Annotated in this window: 14 protein-coding genes; 7 read left to right on the top strand and 7 right to left on the bottom strand. The window is 62.6% G+C overall.

All coding sequences use genetic code 11. From position 1 onward, the window contains the following. Positions 1–26 precede the first annotated feature (26 nt). A complete protein-coding gene (locus tag CWE01_RS20385; protein WP_100942342.1) occupies positions 27–1,340 on the bottom strand; it encodes an MFS transporter in 1,314 nt (437 codons plus the stop codon). Between the two features lie 255 nt (positions 1,341–1,595). Between CWE01_RS20385 and CWE01_RS20390 the strand changes: the two genes are divergently transcribed. The 4 genes from CWE01_RS20390 (at position 1,596) to CWE01_RS20405 (ending at position 7,235) form a co-directional block, all read left to right on the top strand. After that, on the top strand, positions 1,596–3,014 hold the full coding sequence (locus CWE01_RS20390; RefSeq protein WP_100942343.1) for a short-chain fatty acid transporter: 1,419 nt from the start codon (positions 1,596–1,598) through the stop codon (positions 3,012–3,014). Between the two features lie 285 nt (positions 3,015–3,299). Continuing rightward, on the top strand, positions 3,300–3,986 hold the full coding sequence (locus tag CWE01_RS20395; protein ID WP_100942344.1) for an autoinducer binding domain-containing protein: 687 nt from the start codon (positions 3,300–3,302) through the stop codon (positions 3,984–3,986). A gap of 180 nt (positions 3,987–4,166) precedes the next feature. After that, entirely contained in the window at positions 4,167–5,864 is a 1,698-nt protein-coding gene (locus CWE01_RS20400) for an acid phosphatase (protein WP_100942345.1), read from the top strand. 198 nt (positions 5,865–6,062) lie between these two features. After that, on the top strand, positions 6,063–7,235 hold the full coding sequence (locus CWE01_RS20405; protein WP_100942346.1) for a hypothetical protein: 1,173 nt from the start codon (positions 6,063–6,065) through the stop codon (positions 7,233–7,235). 197 nt (positions 7,236–7,432) lie between these two features. Here CWE01_RS20405 and can read toward each other — a convergent pair whose 3' ends face one another. The 3 genes from can to CWE01_RS20420 all read right to left on the bottom strand — a co-directional run bounded on the left by can (position 7,433) and on the right by CWE01_RS20420 (position 9,373). Then, positions 7,433–8,077: a carbonate dehydratase gene (gene can, locus CWE01_RS20410; protein ID WP_100942347.1), complete on the bottom strand. Its 645-nt coding sequence runs from the start codon at positions 8,075–8,077 to the stop codon at positions 7,433–7,435. 68 nt (positions 8,078–8,145) lie between these two features. Then, positions 8,146–8,598 (bottom strand): ribosomal protein S18-alanine N-acetyltransferase, encoded by a 453-nt coding sequence (gene rimI, locus CWE01_RS20415; RefSeq protein WP_100942348.1) that lies wholly within the window; start codon positions 8,596–8,598, stop codon positions 8,146–8,148. Then, positions 8,591–9,373: an energy transducer TonB gene (locus CWE01_RS20420; protein WP_100942349.1), complete on the bottom strand. Its 783-nt coding sequence runs from the start codon at positions 9,371–9,373 to the stop codon at positions 8,591–8,593. The genes rimI and CWE01_RS20420 overlap by 8 nt, the downstream gene beginning before the upstream one ends. Positions 9,374–9,540: 167 nt before the next feature. Between CWE01_RS20420 and mksB the strand changes: the two genes are divergently transcribed. The 3 genes from mksB to mksF are packed head-to-tail and all read left to right on the top strand — an operon-like array spanning position 9,541 to position 14,361. Further along, complete coding sequence (gene mksB, locus CWE01_RS20425; RefSeq protein WP_100942350.1) at positions 9,541–10,821, top strand: Mks condensin complex protein MksB; 1,281 nt, start codon at positions 9,541–9,543, stop codon at positions 10,819–10,821. Next, on the top strand, positions 10,811–11,524 hold the full coding sequence (gene mksE, locus CWE01_RS20430; protein ID WP_100942351.1) for an Mks condensin complex protein MksE: 714 nt from the start codon (positions 10,811–10,813) through the stop codon (positions 11,522–11,524). The genes mksB and mksE overlap by 11 nt, the downstream gene beginning before the upstream one ends. After that, complete coding sequence (mksF, locus tag CWE01_RS20435; protein WP_100942352.1) at positions 11,521–14,361, top strand: Mks condensin complex protein MksF; 2,841 nt, start codon at positions 11,521–11,523, stop codon at positions 14,359–14,361. The genes mksE and mksF overlap by 4 nt, the downstream gene beginning before the upstream one ends. Positions 14,362–14,425: 64 nt before the next feature. Here mksF and CWE01_RS20440 read toward each other — a convergent pair whose 3' ends face one another. From CWE01_RS20440 to CWE01_RS20450, 3 genes are read right to left on the bottom strand one after another with little or no spacing between them, the layout of a single operon-like run. Next, complete coding sequence (locus CWE01_RS20440) at positions 14,426–16,729, bottom strand: PqiB family protein (RefSeq protein WP_100942353.1); 2,304 nt, start codon at positions 16,727–16,729, stop codon at positions 14,426–14,428. Then, the gene (locus CWE01_RS20445) at positions 16,722–17,345 is read right to left on the bottom strand and encodes a paraquat-inducible protein A (RefSeq protein ID WP_100942354.1); all 624 of its coding nucleotides are present in this window, start codon (positions 17,343–17,345) and stop codon (positions 16,722–16,724) included. The genes CWE01_RS20440 and CWE01_RS20445 overlap by 8 nt, the downstream gene beginning before the upstream one ends. Beyond that, positions 17,332–17,991, bottom strand: a complete 660-nt coding sequence (locus CWE01_RS20450; protein WP_100942355.1) for a paraquat-inducible protein A — start codon at positions 17,989–17,991, stop codon at positions 17,332–17,334. Before CWE01_RS20450 ends, CWE01_RS20445 begins: the two co-directional genes overlap by 14 nt. Positions 17,992–18,171: the final 180 nt, after the last annotated feature.

The following is an 18,171-nucleotide window of genomic DNA, read 5'->3' on the forward strand; positions in this document are numbered from 1 at the left end:
GCAAAACCGCCAGGAACGGACGCGGCTCAGCAGCCGCGAACGCTCGAAGCCTCGGCCATCGCCGAGGCGCGCGGCCCGAAGTACAAGGCGATCAGCACCCCGACGACGCCCATCACCGCGCAATAACCGACGCAGACCCACGAGCTCCAGGGCATCAGGCCGATCAGCAACAGCGGTGTGGTGCTGGCCCAGAGGGCGTAGGCGATATTGTAGGTAAAGGAAATGCCCGAGACCCGGATGCGCGCCGGGAACAACCCCACCATCACCGAAGGCACCGCCCCCACCACACCACAGGCCAGGCCCGCCAGGGCATAGGCCAGGCCAATCCATTCGCCGCCATGGATCAGGCAGCTGTAGAGCAGCGCGATACCCAGTGGCAGCAAGGCGCTGTAGAACAGCACCGCGCGCCAGGCCCCGATCCGGTCCACCAGCCGACCGGCCAGGACACAGCCGATGTTCAGGAACACGATCCCCAGGCTGCTCAAGGCGAAGGTATGGCTGGCACTCATGCCGAAGACCTTCTGCATCACGGTCGGCGTAACCACCACGAGCACCACCACCGCCGAGGTCAGGACGCAGGTCAGCAGCATCGCCGGCAGGATCGCCCGCCGGTGGGTGCGCAAGACCGCCTGCAACGGCACCTCCTCGCCTTCTTCCCGGCGCGCCTGCAAGGCCATGAACACCGGGGTTTCACTGAGCCAGCGGCGCAGCCAGACACCGATCACGCCAAACACCCCGCCCAGCAGGAACGGAAAGCGCCAGGCGAAATCGAGGACTTCGCCCGGGCTGTAGATCCGCGCCAGGGCGGTCGCGGTCAAGGCACCCAGCAGATAACCGAAGGTCAGCCCCGCCTGCAAAACCCCGAGGGCATAACCGCGGTGCCCGGCTGGCGCGTGCTCGGCGACAAAGACCCAGGCACTCGGCACTTCGCCGCCCACCGCCGCGCCTTGCAACACCCGCAGCAACAACAGCAGCAAGGGCGCCCAGTAACCGATCTGGGCATACGTCGGCATGATCCCGATCAGCAGGCATGGCAGGGCCATCATCAGGATGCTCAGGCTGAAGACCCGCTTGCGTCCCAGGCGGTCGGCGAAGTGTGCCATCAGGATGCCGCCCAGCGGTCGCGCCAGATAGCCGGTGACGAAAATCCCGAAGCTCTGCAACAGCCGCAACCACTCGGGCATTTGCGGAGGAAAGAACAGCTCGCTGAGGGTCAGCGCGAAGAACATGAAAATGATGAAGTCGTAGATTTCCAGCGCACCGCCCAACGCCGCCAGGCCCAGGGTCTTGTAGTCGGACCGGGCAAAACGACGGGTGTGCGGAATGTGATCGGCAGTCATGAAAACACCCTGGCAACGTATTCAAATACCACAACGGCCGTTCGCCAGCCGCTGCAAAAATCGGAGGATACCTGAGTTTGCCAAAGGCATTGGGCCGACATCGCCGGTGTCCGTCAGATTGCAATATCACTCTGCTACTAAAGAGAGTCAGAAAATCTCCCCGGATTGATTTATCGTGGGCACCTGCTCACAGATTGCGCTCCCAGCGCTTCGTCTGTAGCTCCCTAATAAGACCAAGAACAAGAGGACCTTCCCATGGCCGCTGCTATAGAAACCAGCCGCTACGCCCGCTTTGCCCTGCGCTGCTCGAACTGGGCCGAACGCTGGTTTCCCGACTCCTGGGTGTTTGCCGCGCTGGCGGTGATCGTCGTCGCCCTGGCCACCCTGGCCATCGGCGCCAAGCCGAGCGAAGCCGCGATGGCTTTCGGCGACGGCTTCTGGAGCCTGATCCCCTTCACCATGCAGATGGCCTTTGTGGTGATCGGTGGCTATGTGGTTGCCAGTTCGCCACCGGCGGTGAAGCTGATCGACCGCCTGGCCCGTATTCCGAAGAATGGCCGTTCGGCGGTGGCCTGGGTCGCGCTGATTTCCATGGTTGCCTCGCTGCTGAACTGGGGCCTGTCCCTGGTCTTCGGCGGTTTGCTGGTCCGCGCCCTGGCGCGCCGCACCGACCTGCGCATGGACTACCGCGCCGCCGGTGCCGCCGCCTACCTGGGTCTGGGTGCCGTCTGGGCCCTGGGGCTGTCGTCGTCCGCCGCCCAGTTGCAGGCCAACCCGGCCAGCCTGCCACCGTCGATCCTGTCGATCACCGGGGTGATTCCCTTCACCCAGACCATCTTCCTCTGGCAGTCCGGCGTGCTGTTGCTGGCGCTGATCGTGGTCTCGCTGGTGATCGCCTACGCCACCGCACCGGGGCCCGACTCGGCCCGGGATGCCAAGGCCTGCGGCGTTGATCCGAGCTTCAACCTGCCGCCGCTGAGCCAGCGCACCCGCCCCGGCGAATGGCTGGAATACAGCCCGCTGCTGACCATTCTGCTGGCCCTGCTGGCCGCCGGCTGGTTGTTCCATGAGTTCTCGACCAAACCGGCGATCAGCGCCATCTCCGGCCTGAACACCTACAACTTCCTGTTCCTGATGGCCGGTGCCCTGCTGCACTGGCGCCCGCGCAGTTTTCTCGACGCCGTGGCCCGCGCGGTACCGACCACCACCGGCGTGCTGATCCAGTTCCCGTTGTACGGTTCCATCGCGGCACTGATGACCACGGTCAAGGGCGGCGACGCGCTGACCCTGGCCCATCACATCTCGACCTTCTTCACCCAGATCGCTTCGCACGACACCTACGCCTTGCTGATGGGCGTGTACTCGGCGGTACTCGGCTTCTTCATTCCTTCCGGTGGCGGCAAGTGGATCATCGAGGCGCCCTATGTGATGCAGGTGGCCAATGACCTGAAATACCACCTGGGCTGGGCCGTGCAGATCTACAACGCGGCCGAAGCGCTGCCGAACCTGATCAACCCCTTCTACATGCTGCCGCTGCTGGGCGTGCTGGGATTGAAGGCGCGGGACCTGATCGGCTTCTCCTTCGTGCAACTGCTGGTGCATGCGCCGTTGGTACTGTTCCTGCTGTGGGCACTGGGGACCACCCTGGCCTACAACGCACCCGTCATGCCATAGCGGTTGCGACAAACCTGCAAGCCGCTGCAAGAGTGCTGCTATTGGCGCTCTTGCAGCGGCTTGCAGCGACCCGAAAAGTATCAAGAAAGATGCAATCTCAAAAAACGACGACGCTAATCGTCACAATGCTGAATTGATGCTGAATAAGTGCGCAAGAACACAAATTCTGCGAGTCAATGATCGGCATCATGTATTAGGCTGTCGGGACAAACCGGCACGATCGTACCATCGCGTGTTTCCGAGCGTGCCCTGCCCCCACCCGTCGTGCTTCAAGGTGGATAAACCATGGACCAATGGAAAGAAGAGCAACTGCGGCTTCTGGGTTCGGCGCAAGACGAACAGGAACTGTTCGAGCTCTTGCCCGGTCTGGTCAAGCAACTAGGCTACCCCTATTACTGTTATGTCAGGCTGAACCTCGGTGCCGTTCCCTGGATAAAGAACAATTATCCCGAGGAATGGAACCAGTACTATCAGGACCACAGCCTCCACGAGATCGACCCGGTGCTGACCCGCGCCCGGCATTCGCACCTGCCCGTGCTCTGGTCGTCGGAGATTTTTGCCAAGGCCCCTGCGTTCTGGGCCAAAAAGCAATCGTTTGGCATGCTCCATGGCTGGTCACAGGCGGTACAGCATGTCCAGGGTCATCAGAGCATTCTGTGCGTCGCCCGCCCCAGGGGCGAAATCGATCGTCGCGAGCTTTACCAGAAGGCCGGGCATATTCTGTGGCTGTGCAATGTCCTGCATTCAGTGGTCACCCGCGACCTGCCCGCGCCCCCCACACATCTGCTATCCCCTCGGGAAGTCGAGGTATTGAAGTGGTCGGGCGAAGGTAAAACCGCGCCGCAGATCGCCCAGTTACTTGAACTCAACGTGCGCACGGTGAACTTCCATATCGCCAACGCGATCACCAAGACCGGCACCACCAACAAGGTCGCGGCGATGGTTGCGGCCATTCAATCCGGGGCCCTGTAAGGTCCCCGGGACACCCTCGCATCCCGGCAAAATTCCGTCACGCAATCCCTGCCCCATTCCTTCGACAATTGGCATACTGCCCAGCGGCAGAATGGATCTGTCGCTGTTCCGTCATATTGCGTTGCTAAGTTGCGATGCGAAATATTTTGATACGTCAAACCCAGCCAGCAGGAACCCAGGATGAGTGACGAGAAAGACCTCGACCAGTCGCAAGCGCCCGAAACCGATAACCCCACCGACACCAGTCGCCGCCGCTTCCTCGGTGGCGTGGCCGTGTTGGGTGTTGGCGCAACGCTGACCGCCTGCGGTTCCCCGAGCGAGCCCGGCAAACCGGACACCCGCGAACTGTCGGGCGCCGAGCTGGACAAGGCGCTGCACGACCAGGTGAAAACCGTGGTGGTGATCTACGCCGAGAACCGCAGCTTCAACAACCTGTTCGCCGACTTCCCCGGTCTCGAGAAACCCTTGTCGGCCCTTGCGGCGGCGGACTACCAGCAACGCGACCGTGATGGCAGCCTGCTGCAGACCCTGCCACCGGCCTGGGGCGGTGTGCTGCAGATCGGCCCGCAAAGCGTCGACGGAGTGACCTATCCGGCGGAAACCCAGTTCCAGCAGAACCTGCCCAACGCCCCGTACGCCCTCAAGGGCCCGAACGGCGAGGACCTGCCCCTGAGCCTGGTCACCCGTGACCTGTGGCACGTGTTCTACCAGAACCAGATGCAGATCAACGGCGGCAAGAACGACCAGTTCGTCGCCTGGGCCGACTCCGGCGGCCTGACCATGGGTCACTACGCCCAGAACCGTTACTCGTTGCGTCTGTGGGACGTGGCGAAGGAATTCGTGCTCTGCGACAACTTCTTCCAGGGTGCCTTCGGCGGTTCGTTCCTCAACCACCAATACCTGATCAGCGCGAAGGTCCCCTTCTACCCGGACGCCGCCAACTCGGTGGCCAAGCCACAGATCGCCACGCTGGAAACCGACGACCCGCTTGGCACGCGCTTGAAGCCCCTGGAGAAATCCCCGGCCAGCGCCATGACCGGCGCGCCGCAGTTCGGCCCCAGCGCGTTGACCCCGGATGGTTACGCGGTGAACACCATGGCTCCGCCCTACTGGCCGACCTGGATCCGCGACACCGATCATCCGGACTATGCCAAGCCGGGTTTGCCCACGGTGCTGGTACCCCAGGGCCACGAACACATCGGCGACAAACTGTCGAAGAAGAACGTCGACTGGGCCTGGTACGCCGGTGCCTGGCAGGTCACCCTGGACCAGTTCAAGGACTCGGCCGGCATTCCGAAGATCCCGAACTTCCAGTACCACCATCAGCCGTTCAACTACTTCAAGCAGCAGGGTCCGGAAAACCCCGCCGAGCGTGCCAAGCGCCTGCGCGATGGCGGTTTGGGTGAAGACCCGAGCAGCAACAAGTTCCTCGCCGATGCCCAGGCCGGCAAGTTGCCAGCAGTGACCTTCTACAAGCCCCAGGGCAACCTGAACATGCACGCCGGTTACGCCGACGTGGCATCCGGCGACCGGCATATCGACCGTATCCTGAAAGTGCTGCAAGAAAGCCCGCAATGGAAAAACATGGTGGTGGTGGTCACTGTCGACGAAAACGGCGGCTGGTGGGACCACGTGGCGCCACCGCAAGGCGATCGCTGGGGCCCGGGCACGCGGATTCCGGCCCTGGTGGTCTCGCCCTTCGCTCGCAAGGGCACGGTGGATCACACGGTGTACGACACCGCCTCGATCCTGCGTTTGATCACCCGGGTGTTCCAACTGGAAAAACTCGACGGTCTCAAGCAGCGCGATGACGCGATGACTGCCCGTGGCCAGAAGCCGATGGGCGATCTGACCAACGCACTGCGTTTCACGGCCTGACCAATGCCGCTTGTCCCTCGCTCCCCCACGGGGAGCGAGCCTTCTTTCGGATGGGTCCGACAGCCAATTGCGACACACTTTCCCACTTGCGCCAAACAGCGAAAAAAACACCGACCAGCGGCTTTTCTCCTGGCCGCAGCTGATCCAGTATGGCGCTGCCCTCGCATTGATGGGGCCAACGCTGAAAAGGATCTGAGCATGTCAAAAATCGCCGTATTGACGAGTACATTAGCCGCACTCACCCTGAGCACCCTCGCCCACGCCGATGTCGAAATGAAACTGGGCAGTAAGGAACGCGTCACCCAGCTTTTCGCCTATCCCAACAATTGCAATGTCATCTGCTTTCGCCCCTGGACCCTGGAACAGACCGCCGAGCACTATCTGAACCAGAGCGTGAAGCGTGACGGCTACCCCAACGCCAAGGTGACGGTGAAAGCCGACGCCGGCCAGCTCTATGCCCACTTCAGCGGCGTGCCGAACGGTTATGACAAACCGCTGGAGCAACTGCTCAACGCTGGCGAACTGGCCTACAAAGGCGCCTCCAAACTGAATGCCGACGGTAAATGGGCCTACAACTGGTACCTGTTCCTGCCGCTGGGCCTGGCCCTGGACAACCGCAAGAGCGTCGAACTGCTGCACTTCCCGCCGGATTACTCGTTGACCCAGGCCCAGGACTACCTGGAGTCGGCCACCACCGATCGCTGGGCCGAGCTCCTGACCGACAACGGTATCCCCAAGGATCAGACACCGGGTTACCAGACCATCATCGACATCGCCCCGATTGCCGCGCCGTCCAACGCTGGCAGCACCCTGGAAACCGTCTACAGCTACTTCACCGACTACCAGACCACCATGGTCAAGGAAGTCAGCATCACCACCAAGGGCACGGCGTTGCCGATGGTGGCCTTCGGTGCACCGGTGCGGAACTGGATCAAGCAGCAATATGGCGCGGACGTCGGTGTGCTACAGCTGGGCCTCATCCGCCCGACAGCGGGGGCGATCGTACCGGTGCTGGGCTCCAATCACCCGAGCTATATCTGGTACGCAGCGGACCCGGCCAGCTATGGCGGCGATCAGGCGAAGGCCGACGCGGCGGGCTTGAAGGTCATGGGGCAGGACTTGAGTGCCGCCTGCTGGCAGGCTGGCATGGGCCAGAAACCGGGCGGCGATCCGGCGGCGCAGCTGAAAAGCTGTACCGACAACTGGCAGGTGACCAACACGCAAAAAACCTGCGTGCTGTTCTATGAGTCGATACGCAACCTGTCGCCAGCCGATGCCGAGAAGAAATGCTCGACCACGGCGATCAAGACGCAGCTCAACGAGTTGAAGAAACCGGCGCCGGCGCCAGTGACGGCGATGCCGGTTATCTGACCGCGTAAGGCTCAAGGGCCTATTCGCGGCGGTGCGGCGATCCGACAAGCCCTGCTCCTACAGTCCGTCGTCGTTCACTAACTTTGTATACGACACAAAAACTGCAGGAGCAGGGCTTGCCCGCGAAAGCGTCAGTTCAAGCGATGCACCTCTTAAGGAATCGGCGTTCCGACAAGGCTTGCGCTGTCAGCAGGACTTCAGGGCGCATCCACCGGCCGCAACCGGTACTGCGGCGGCAACTGCTCGATGCCGCTGATGGTGGCGTTCAGACTCTTCCAGCGCCCATCCTTGATCCCGTAGATGCAACCATGGATCGACAGGCTCTGCCCACGGTGCCAGGCGTTCTGCACAATGGTGGTATGGCCGACGTTGGCCACCTGCTGGATCACGTTCAACTCGCACAAGCGGTCGACCCGCTCTTCCTCGGTTGGCAACTGCGCCAGCACTTCACGGTTCTCGTAGTACAGGTCGCGAATCGAACGCAACCAGCCATCGATCAGGCCCAACTGGCGATCCTGCATCGAAGCCCGTACGCCACCGCAACCGTAATGGCCAGTGACCAGGATGTGCTTGACCTTGAGCACATCCACCGCGTACTGGATCACCGACAGGCAATTGAGGTCGGTGTGCAGCACCACGTTGGCCACGTTGCGGTGCACAAAAAGATCGCCCGGCAGCATGCCGACGATCTCGTTGGCCGGTACCCGCGCATCGGAGCAGCCGATCCAGAGAAACTCCGGAGTCTGCTGGCGCGCGAGCTTGGCGAAAAACTCCGGGTCTTCTTCCTTGATCGCAGCGGCCCAGCGCTCGTTGTTATCAATCAGATCCTGTAGTTCGTTCATGCTCTGCTGCCTCAAGATAGTCCGAAGTTATGACACCCGACCCCGGCTTGGGGTCACGTGGGAAATCCTCAGTCAACCAGCGTACACGCCATCACCACCGCATCCTCGCGTCCACCCACCGCCGGGTAGTAATCGCGACGGCGCCCGACTTCATTGAAACCATAACGCTCATACAGGCGGAAAGCCGCCCGATTGCTGTCGCGCACCTCGAGGAAACACTCCCGGGCCTCGGCCGCATGGGCCCGCGACATCAGGTGTTCCAGCAGGCGCAAGCCCAGGCCACGGCCCTGGCTTTCCGGCTTGACCGTGATATTGAGCAGATGTGCCTCATCGAGAATGATCTGCACCACACCATGCCCGACCTGCTGGCTACCTTCGAACATCAGCCAGATCTGATACTTGCCCAGGCCATCGAGGAAAATCCCGCGGGTCCAGGGATGGCTGAACGCCGCGTATTCGATCTTCAGAACCGCATCCAGGTCCGCCTCGGTCATCGGGCGAAAACTTACCGCATCACTCATCGTTACTTTTCCATCGCGCCATCAGCCGGCGCATGGCTTGCCAGACATCAGCCTTGCGCTGTGGCTCATCCATCAATAATTCCAGACCGGGCAGCGCCCAGGCCGATCCCAGGCCTTCGACCTGCAGTTCACGGTTGTACGATTCGGCATTGGCTTCGCCGGCAAAACGCACCGCTGGCAGGCCGATCAGCCACAGGCAGGCACACTCGCCCTCTTCCCGGCGGGCCTGGACGAAGCCCTGGACAAAGTCCCGTGCCGCGTCCGGCCCCTGGTCGAGGTTGCCGCGCACCAGCAGTGGCCAGCGCACCGGCTCGCCGACGATCTGCGGGCTGTCCGGCAGCCCGGCGGCGCGAAGCATGTCCTTGAGCAACAGGTAGGCCGGATCGCGGCTCTGGAAGGCTTCGCCTGTGGGTAACTCCACCAGCACCAGGCAACGCCCGGCGCGCAACAATTGCAGTGCGAAGCGCGGCGGCGGGACCTGAGCCACCTTGACCGGGGTCGGCGCCTCTTCAGCAGCGACCGCCGGCTTGCTTTCGGCACGCGGGGTCGGCGAAGGCCGTGGCACTTCGATCTTCGGCCGCTCGACAGGCCTGCTGGCCACCGGTTCAGCGGCTTTGCGCGCTTCAGGCACCGGGGCCTGGACCTCGACCAACGGCTCCAGCTCGACAAACAACTCCGGCCGCGACGGCGCGGCGAACGGCAGTTCGGTGCGGGGCAGCCAGTGGACCACCTGCATGGCGGTCAGATAAGCGCGGCGGCGGGACTCGATAAGCAAAGGTCGGCCATCTGTGGATAAGTTGAAGCAGGGATTCTACCGCCCTTCGGCGAAGATCGCCCGCAGTTGATCGCAAGAACGCCAAGCCTCTGATCAGCTGGGGATAAATCGGGCGCGGCATGCAGTACAATCGCTCCTTTTAATTTGCCAACCAGCCGGCCTCTCCCATGATCGAACCCAAGCGCGTCTTGCGCGCCCTCGCCGAGCACTGGGCCCTTCTGGAGCCTCTGTGCGAACACTTCGACCAAGGCACCCTGAGCCTCGGTGAACTGCGCCAGCAACTGGCTGCCCAGCAGCTGGACAGCACGCCCCAGGACATCACCAGCCTGCTGGACGTGTGGATTCGCCTCGATATCCTGGTGCCCGTGGCAAAAAGCCCGAACCGTTTCGAGCTCAATGCCCAGATCCACGACTTCCTCGCCTACCTGCGCCGTGAACACCGTTTGGGCCTGTGCCTGGAGATCGAAGCCTACCTGCGCCACCTCGAGCGCCTGGCCGGTTATATCCAGGACGCCTTCGATATCCGCGACGGCAACGACCTGGCGCGCCAGTTGCGCCTGCTCGACATGCGCGTGCGCGATGTACTGAAGAAGCTCGCCAACGACGAACAGGCCCTGGTGGCCGTCGCCGAGCGGGCCAAGACCAGCGACCGGCAGATCCCGTTGCGCCAGCGTTACGCCGAGGTCCTGGCGACCTGGGACGAATACGTCGAGCCGATGATCCAGCTGGTGAACGCCGACGGCGCCTTCGAACAGGGCGTGCGCAAGGTCGAGAACGTGCTGTTGCGCATGCTCAGCGAACAGCAGCGCCTCGGCCACCTGGTGGACGACGACATGCTGCTGCGCACCCACGCGCGGATCCTCGAAATGCAGACCAGCGCCCAGCTGACCCTGCGCCATGCCCGCGAACTGCTGCTGCCGCTGCGTGAAGAAGCCCGCCGGCACAACGCCGTGACCCGTGGCGCGGCCCTGGCCCTCTCGGTGATCCGCCGCAAGGGCCTGGACGCGGTGCCGCAAGCGGCGATGCCGATGTTCACCCGTCCGCAGAGCACCTTTCTCGGCAGCTCCGGCCAGGTCGAGGCCTATGTCTACGCCCTGGCCCGCTTCGAAGCCAAGCCATCGCGTTTCCCCAAGGCGCACAAGTCGTCCAAGGGCGGCGAGTCGCCACGGGCCCCGCGCACGGTCAAGGAAATGCTCGAACGCTGCAGCGACGCCCTGCCGATGCCGGACCTGATGAGCTGGCTGCTGGAGCAGGAGCCGGACGGCGCCACCGACGAATTGCTCTACTGGTTCTCGCGCCTGTCGCGGGAAAAACGTTTCCAGCGCGAGCGCCTCGAACGCCGCGACTACCACACCCAGGAGCACCAGGTCAGCCTGCGCTCCTTCGCCCTGCTCTCGCGTGTCGAAGAAGCCGGCGAGCATTCCGCGAGCACACCTCATGCATCTTGATCTTTCCGAACTGTCCCAGCTGGCGCCGATCTTTCGCGAGCTGTTCAAGGGTTACCACGTCAGCCGCCGCGACCCGGAGCTGTACGCCCAACTGTCCAACTGCCAGGATCAGTACCGCACCCTGTTCAAGGCCCTGGGCTTTGAGCTGGTCTGCGACACCCGTGGTTTCTACTACTTTGTCCCGGACAATGCCGCCGCCCAGGTGAACAAGACCGCCCAGCGCCTGGCGCTGTTCACCTTCATCCTGGTGGAACACCTGGCCGACCAGGGTCGCGACCCGGTGGCCGTGCTCGATGGCGGTAGCCTGGGCCGTGACGAACTGCCATCGCTGCTGGAGAAATACCGCGACCTGTTCGTCCAGGCAGAAGTCACCACCCAGGAAGAGCTGGAAGAGAAGATCATGCGTCGCATGACCCAGCTCGGCTTCGCCCTCGAAGAACCCGGCCTGTTCCGCTTCCTGCCGCCGATGCACCGCTTCCTCGACGTCTGCCTGTCGGTCCAGCAGGACCGCGACATGGCCGCCAGCCTGCACAGCGTGCTGCCATTGCCGACGCCGGTACTGGTGGACGACGACAGCGACGAAAAACTGCTGGAAACCGATGACCCGCTGGACCTCAGCGAATTCGTCGAGCCCACCGAAGAAAGTGAAGAGGACGCGCTGGCCCGAGCCATTGCCGCCGAGCAACAGGAGATGGACGCATGAGCCAGGAACGCTACGGTATTCGCCGCTTCGCCCTGCTGAACACCGCCGGCTACAGCCTCGGCCTGTTTCCCCTGGAACACCCGCTGTCGGTCTATGGCGCGAACAACCTGGGTAAATCGGCCTCGATCAACGCCTTGCAGTTCCCGATCCTGGCACGCATGTCGGACATGAGCTTCGGCAAGTACAGCCTGGAGCAGTCGCGGCGCTTCTACTTCGCCACCGACACCAGCTACATCCTCGTCGAAGTCGCCCTGCCCCACGGCCCCCATGTGATCGGTGTGGTCGGGCGTGGCCCGGGCGGCGGTTTCGGCCACCAGTTCTTCGCCTACGCCGGACGCCTGGACCTGGCCCACTACCAGAAAGACGACACCTGCCTGCGCCAGAAGGAGCTGTTCAACAACCTCGAGCGCAACGGCCTGAAAGCCTACGAGCTCAAGCCCGATGAACTGCGCCGCCTGCTGGTCGGCGGTCATACTTCGATTCCGCTGGACCTGACGCTGATCCCGCTGCGCTCCACCAGCGAACAGAGCCTGAAGACCTTCCGCGCGCTGTTCATCAACCTGCTGCACATGCGCGAGATCACCGCCGCCAAACTCAAGCAGCTGTTCCTCGATGCCTTCGAGCACAGCCTGCGTTCCGGCAGCGTCGACTATATCGCCGCCTGCGAGGAAGCCTTCCGCGATGTGCGGCGCATGGAGCAGGATTACAACGCCATGGTTGCCGCCGGTCCCCTGGTCGAGGCGCTGGCCTCGGGGGTCCGCCAGCGCGATGTGCTGCGCGGCAAGCTGCACCGTATTTCGCCGCTGCTGGACTCGCTGCTCGGCACCTGGTCGGACTATGCCGGTGCGCGCAAGGAAGAGCTGGTCATCCAGTCCGAGCATTACCGCAATGAACAGGACGCCCTGCAGAACGACCAGCGCAGCAGCACCCAGGAGCTGATGCGCCTGGAGCGGGAAATCAGCGACCTGCAACGCTGGCTCGGCGAGTTGTCGGTACTCAAGAATCGCTTCGCCCTGGTCAACGATGTGAAGGTGCTGGAGCAGCAACTGCTGGCGGCCAAGGATGCCCACGACGAACTCGCTGGCGCCCTGGCCCAGTCCCGGCAATTCAGCGCCGAGGATCTGGAAGAGCGCCTGCGCGACCTGGAAAAACGCCTGAAGTCGGTGAAACAGCAACTCGATCACGCCGACAACAACAGCTATGCACGCCTGCGCGAAGAGTTCTCGCAACAGGATGTCGAGCGCCTGATGCGCCTGTTCAACAGTGCCCTGTTCAGCCTGCCCCTGGGCGAGCACGGCATTGCCCTGGACGAGGAAGGCGAGTGGGTCAAGTCCATGGAACTGATCCTCGACGGCTTCAAGGGCGAACGCTTCGAAGTACCGGGCCTGTCCATCGACCTGTCCCATATCGAGCCGCCGGCGTTGCAGGCCCTGGCCGATCGAGCCGCGCTGCGGGACCAGAAGGAGCGCCTGGAGAAAGAGCTCAAGCAACTGAAAACCCAGCAGGCCGTGGCCGCCGACCGTGCCGCGAGCAAGACCCAGACCGAAGCGCTGTACCAGCAGGTGCTGGATGCGCAGAAAGCCCTGGAGGATTTCCGTCGCGCCCAGACCCTGAGCGCCGAGGAAGGCGACAAGCTGGAACAGCTCGCCCAACTGGAAGCCGCACAGGATGAACTGAAGCGCTCCAGCGATGCCTTCACCGAACGCGTCCAGCAACTGTCGGCCAAGCTGCAACTGGTGGGCCGGCAGATCGGCGACATGGAAGCCAAGCAGCGCACCCTCGATGACGCCCTGCGCCGTCGCCAGTTGCTGCCGGCCGACCTGCCGTTCGGCACGCCGTTCATGGACCCGATAGATGACTCCATGGACAACCTGCTGCCGCTGCTCAACGACTACCAGGACAGCTGGCAGGGCTTGCAGCGGGCCGACGGGCAGATCGACGCGCTGTACGCCCAGGTACGCCTCAAGGGCGTGGCCAAGTTCGACAGCGAGGACGACATCGAGCGCCGTCTGCAACTGCTGATCAACGCCTATGACCACCGCACCGACGAAGCCCTGACCCTGGGCAAGGCACGCCGTGCGGCAGTGACCGATATCGCCCGGACCCTGCGCAATATCCGCAGCGACTACGACAGCCTGGAACACCAGCTGGCGTTGTTCAACCGCGAGATCAACAAGCGCCAGGTCTCCAACCTGCAAAGCTTCCGTATCGTCCTGGCACCGAACAAGGACGCCCTCAAGCACATCGACCAGATCATCCACAGTGCCGGCCAGTACGAGGAAGGCGAGACCCTGTCGGTGTTCGACCTGAGCCAGAGTGCCGATCAGGACAACAAGAACGAAGAGGCCAAGGAATACCTGGCGCGGCTGGTGGCGGCGAACCACAACCAGCTGGGCCTGAAGGACCTCTTCGAGCTGGCGTTCGAGATCACCAAGGTCAATGGCCAGCCAGTGATCCACACCGATATCGACGGCGCGGCGTCCAACGGTACGACCATGACCATCAAGGCGCTGACCAACATGTACCTGTTGCTGCACCTGATGGACCGCGACCAGGCCGGGCGCGTGCGTCTGCCGTACTACCTCGACGAGGCCGCGGACATCGACGAGCGCAACCAGGCGGCGTTGCTGGAGACCAGCCTGCAACTGGGCTTCGTGCCGATCCTGGCGAGCGTGAAGCCGCAGGTGTCGGCACACGTGGCCATCGACCTGGAAGGCGGCAGCGGGCCGAACGGGATCTATATCGACGAAGCGGACTGGAAGTACATCCGCCGGCACGACGAGGTCCGGGCGACGGTGCCAAGCGCAGCGGCGGAACCGGAGCTCGACGAGGTCTGACTTCAAGCGCTGGAAAGCAAAAGGCCGCGATTATCGATCGCGGCCTTTTCATTTCGAGTAGCGGTTATTTACCGAGGCTGATCTTCGGTGCCCAGGTCAGCCATTCATCCTCGAACTTGTCGAACAACGGGAAGGTCTGCAACGGCCGCGCCGCCGCGCCCATGCGCTCGCCATCCGGCGTGGCAAAGGCGATCCCGCCCTGGATCAGCGTCTCCAGCGACTCGGTACGCACCGTTGCGCCCTTGAACAAGCCGAAGTCGACACCAAACCCGCTGGTGTTCCAGAAACGGCTGCCGGTGTGCACCAGCGATGCATAACGGGGCTCGATCAGGATATGGATCAACACCCGGTCGGCGGTCGCTCCCAGCTCATACCCGGTGACCTTGCCCACCGTCACCTCGCGGTAGGTCACCGGCACGCCTTCCTTCAGCGAACCACGTCGCGCCGCGCTCAGGGTCAGGCTCAAGCCCGCTTGGGGTACCGCCGCATCCGGCGGTTCCTTGAGCGCGACAAAATCCTTCTGCACCCCGAGCTTCTTCGCCGCCGGCTGCACTTCCAGGTACTGCCCGGTGACCAGGGTTTCCAGGTTGGCGGTCTTGATCAAACCCAACTCCGGTTTCACCACCCAGAACTGAGTGCCGGCCCGGGCGATGCGTTCCGGCACTTCGGTAATCCGTGCCGACAGCAGCACCGATTGCAGGTCATCGCTCAGGTCGACGCTTTCGATCTTGCCCACATCCAGGCCTTTGAAACGGATCGGCGTGCCACTGCGCAGGCCGTCGGCGCGATCGACCCGAATGGTGATCAAGGTGCCTTGCTGCTGCGCGTCGTCGTGGTTGGGGAACAGACGGAAACGCGGAATGCGCTTCTTCAGCGGGGCTTTGTCCTGCGGGGTCTCGAAGGCGATACCGCCGGCCATCAGGCTTTGCAGAGACTCGCTTTTCACCTGGATGCCGCCGGTCAGGCCGCCGCTCAAGGTAATGCCGCTGGCGTTCCAGAAGCGGCTCGAGGCGTTGACCAGGTTTTCATATTCCTTCTCGATATGGACGCCGATAATCACTTGTTTGCGGGTACGGGAGAACTGATAGCTCTGTACCGAGCCGACCTTCACCTGGCGGTAGAGCACCGGGCTGCCGACGTCCAGGGAACCGAGGTTATCGGTGAACAGCACCATGTGCAGCCCCGGCGAACGCAGGTCCAGAGGCGGCGCCTTGGCCCGGGCCTCGAACTCACGCTGCGGGTGACCACCTTTGTCGCCAGGGCGAATGGCGATGTAGTTACCTTTGACCAGGGCCTCGATCCCGGTGATACCGGCCAGGGAAATCGACGGCTTGACCACCCAGAACTGGGTACCGTCCACCAGGTAATCCTCGGCCAGCGGGTCGAGGGTCAGCTCGGCGTTGGCGCTGGTCAGGTCGGGGTCGATCTTCAGGGTTTTCAGGCTGCCGACCTGGATGCCTTTGTACATCACCGGCGTACGCCCGGCCTGCAACCCTTCGAAGTCGCTGAGTTTCACCTTGACGCGAATCCCGGCCTGGGCCGCATCGAAATCCTCATAGAGGCGGAACGGCAGGCTCGGATCGGTGGGCGGGCTGTCCTTGCGATTCTCCGGGGTGGCGAAGGCGATACCGCCGGCGACGATGCTCGCCAGGGACTCGCTGCGCACCTTCACACCGGACAGGTTGGCGTCGATGCTGATGCCGCTGGCATTCCAGAAGCGTGTGTGTTTGCGCACCAGGTTGGCGTAGGTCGGCTCGATAAAGACCTTGAGTTCGACCATGTTCTGGTCCGCGGACAGCGCATAGCTCTTGATCTGGCCGACCTGGATCTGCTTGTAGAACACCGGGCTGCCACGGTTCAGGGAACCCAGGCGGTCAGCCTTGATGGTGATATGCAGGCCCGGCTTGAGGTCCGACAGCGGCGGTTCCTGGTTCAACGCCTTGAACTTGCGCTCCGGTTCGCCATCCCCGGGACTGACCGCGATGTAGTTGCCGGACACCAGGGTGTCGAGGCCGGTAATACCCGCCAGGGTCACGCTTGGCTTGACCAGCCAGAAGCGGGTGTTGGTGCGCAGGGACGACTCGACATCCTTGTTCATCTCGATGGTGGCGAGGACCCCCTTGGTGGAGCCTTCGACATCCAGGCTCAGGGCCTTGACCTTGCCGATGGGCATGCCTTTGTAGACGATCTCGGTCTTGTTGGCCTGGATGCCTTCGCCGCTTTCGAAGCGCACCTGGATTTCGATGCCGCTTTGGCTGTACGCACGCCAGCCGAGCCAGCCACCGATAATCAGGGCAATCAGTGGCAGGACCCAGACGGCCGACCAGTTCGAGGCCGGACGGGTTTTGGCTTTTGGCAAATCACTCATGGTCGTCGTCCGACTCCGTGTTGTCCCAGATGAGTCGGGGATCGAAGGTTACTGCGGCAAGCATCGTCAAGATCACCACACTGGCAAAGGCTATCGCGCCAAGATTGGCTTCGACGCTGGCAATTCTTCCAAAGTTCACAATCGCCACCAGAATGGCGATCACAAAGATATCCAGCATGGACCAGCGGCCAATGAACTCGATAAAGCGGTACATGATGATCCGCTGCCGGGCCGACAGCGGCTGGCGGCGCTGCACCGAGAACAATAGCAGGGCGATACCCACCAGTTTGAACGTGGGTACCAGAATACTGGCGACAAAAACCACGGCGGCAATGGGAAACATCCCGTGCTGCACCAGGGTGATGACACCGGACATGATGGTACTGGGGTCACCCTTGCCCAGGGAGCTGACCGTCATGATCGGCAGCATATTGGCCGGGATATAGAGAATCGCCGAGGTCAGCAGCAAGGCCCAGGTGCGGATCAGGCTGTTGGGCCGCCGTGGGTGCACAGCCGCACCACAACGGGTACAGACCTGCTCGTCGCCGTCCTCTTCCTGGCGGTTCAACTCGTGGCATTCCATACAGATCAGGATGCCTGCATCAATCGCCCGCATGTTCGTCCTCTCCCGATAACGCCTGCCAGATCTGGTGGGGCGACATGACCACCTCCAGCAGCACTTGGACCAGCAGCAAACCGACAAAACAGCCCAGGCCCAATCCAAGGCTCAGCTCCGCCAGGTCGGCGAGTTTGACAATCGCCACCAGCACGCCCATGAGATAGACCTCGAGCATGCCCCAATCGCGCAGGTGGTGGTAAATGCGGTACAGCAGCAAGCCGTAGCTGCGCCCGATATTCCAACGAATGCTCAACAGCACGGCCAGTTGGCAGAACAGCTTGAGCAAGGGAATCCCCATGCTGCACAGGAACACCACCACGGCGACACCGGACATGCCGGTATGGTACAGGCCCAGTACGCCGCTCCAGACCGTGTCGTCGGAAGTCCGGCCCAGAAGATTGAGCTGCATGATGGGTAAAAAGTTCGCCGGGATGTACAACAAGAGTGCGGCGAGCACCAGGGCCAGGCTGCGCTCGACGACATTGTGCCGATGGGCGTAGAGCTCGTAGCCGCAGCGTGGGCACTGGGCTTTTTCGCCGAGGCCGAGCTGGGGCTTGAGCATCAGCAGGTCACATTCGTGGCAGGCCACCAAGGTGTCCAGGGGGAGTTCCGACACCTCTGGGGTGTCCACCGGATCCGGCATAAAAGGGCTCGGGTTCTGTAAAAGACGGGGACTATTCTAGTGTTCCAGCTCGAAAATAACTGTGCAAATTTTCGGCGGCACAAAAACAAAACCCCAACTGCTTTCGCAATTGGGGTTTTGGAATTTAATCTTGACGATGACCTACTCTCACATGGGGAAACCCCACACTACCATCGGCGA

The sequence above is a fragment of the Pseudomonas sp. QS1027 genome, from assembly GCF_002814235.1.
Lineage (GTDB): Bacteria > Pseudomonadota > Gammaproteobacteria > Pseudomonadales > Pseudomonadaceae > Aquipseudomonas.

What these genes read in the sequence shown, in the direction of transcription:
- rimI (WP_100942348.1), bottom strand. Translation starts at nt 8,598, where the DNA reads ATGAGTGATGCGGTAAGTTTTCGCCCGATGACCGAGGCGGACCTGGAT.
- CWE01_RS20385 (WP_100942342.1), bottom strand. Translation starts at nt 1,340, where the DNA reads ATGACTGCCGATCACATTCCGCACACCCGTCGTTTTGCCCGGTCCGAC.
- mksF (WP_100942352.1), top strand. Translation starts at nt 11,521, where the DNA reads ATGAGCCAGGAACGCTACGGTATTCGCCGCTTCGCCCTGCTGAACACC.
- CWE01_RS20390 (WP_100942343.1), top strand. Translation starts at nt 1,596, where the DNA reads ATGGCCGCTGCTATAGAAACCAGCCGCTACGCCCGCTTTGCCCTGCGC.
- CWE01_RS20450 (WP_100942355.1), bottom strand. Translation starts at nt 17,991, where the DNA reads ATGCCGGATCCGGTGGACACCCCAGAGGTGTCGGAACTCCCCCTGGAC.
- CWE01_RS20395 (WP_100942344.1), top strand. Translation starts at nt 3,300, where the DNA reads ATGGACCAATGGAAAGAAGAGCAACTGCGGCTTCTGGGTTCGGCGCAA.
- mksB (WP_100942350.1), top strand. Translation starts at nt 9,541, where the DNA reads ATGATCGAACCCAAGCGCGTCTTGCGCGCCCTCGCCGAGCACTGGGCC.
- CWE01_RS20445 (WP_100942354.1), bottom strand. Translation starts at nt 17,345, where the DNA reads ATGCGGGCGATTGATGCAGGCATCCTGATCTGTATGGAATGCCACGAG.
- CWE01_RS20400 (WP_100942345.1), top strand. Translation starts at nt 4,167, where the DNA reads ATGAGTGACGAGAAAGACCTCGACCAGTCGCAAGCGCCCGAAACCGAT.
- mksE (WP_100942351.1), top strand. Translation starts at nt 10,811, where the DNA reads ATGCATCTTGATCTTTCCGAACTGTCCCAGCTGGCGCCGATCTTTCGC.
- can (WP_100942347.1), bottom strand. Translation starts at nt 8,077, where the DNA reads ATGAACGAACTACAGGATCTGATTGATAACAACGAGCGCTGGGCCGCT.
- CWE01_RS20405 (WP_100942346.1), top strand. Translation starts at nt 6,063, where the DNA reads ATGTCAAAAATCGCCGTATTGACGAGTACATTAGCCGCACTCACCCTG.
- CWE01_RS20440 (WP_100942353.1), bottom strand. Translation starts at nt 16,729, where the DNA reads ATGAGTGATTTGCCAAAAGCCAAAACCCGTCCGGCCTCGAACTGGTCG.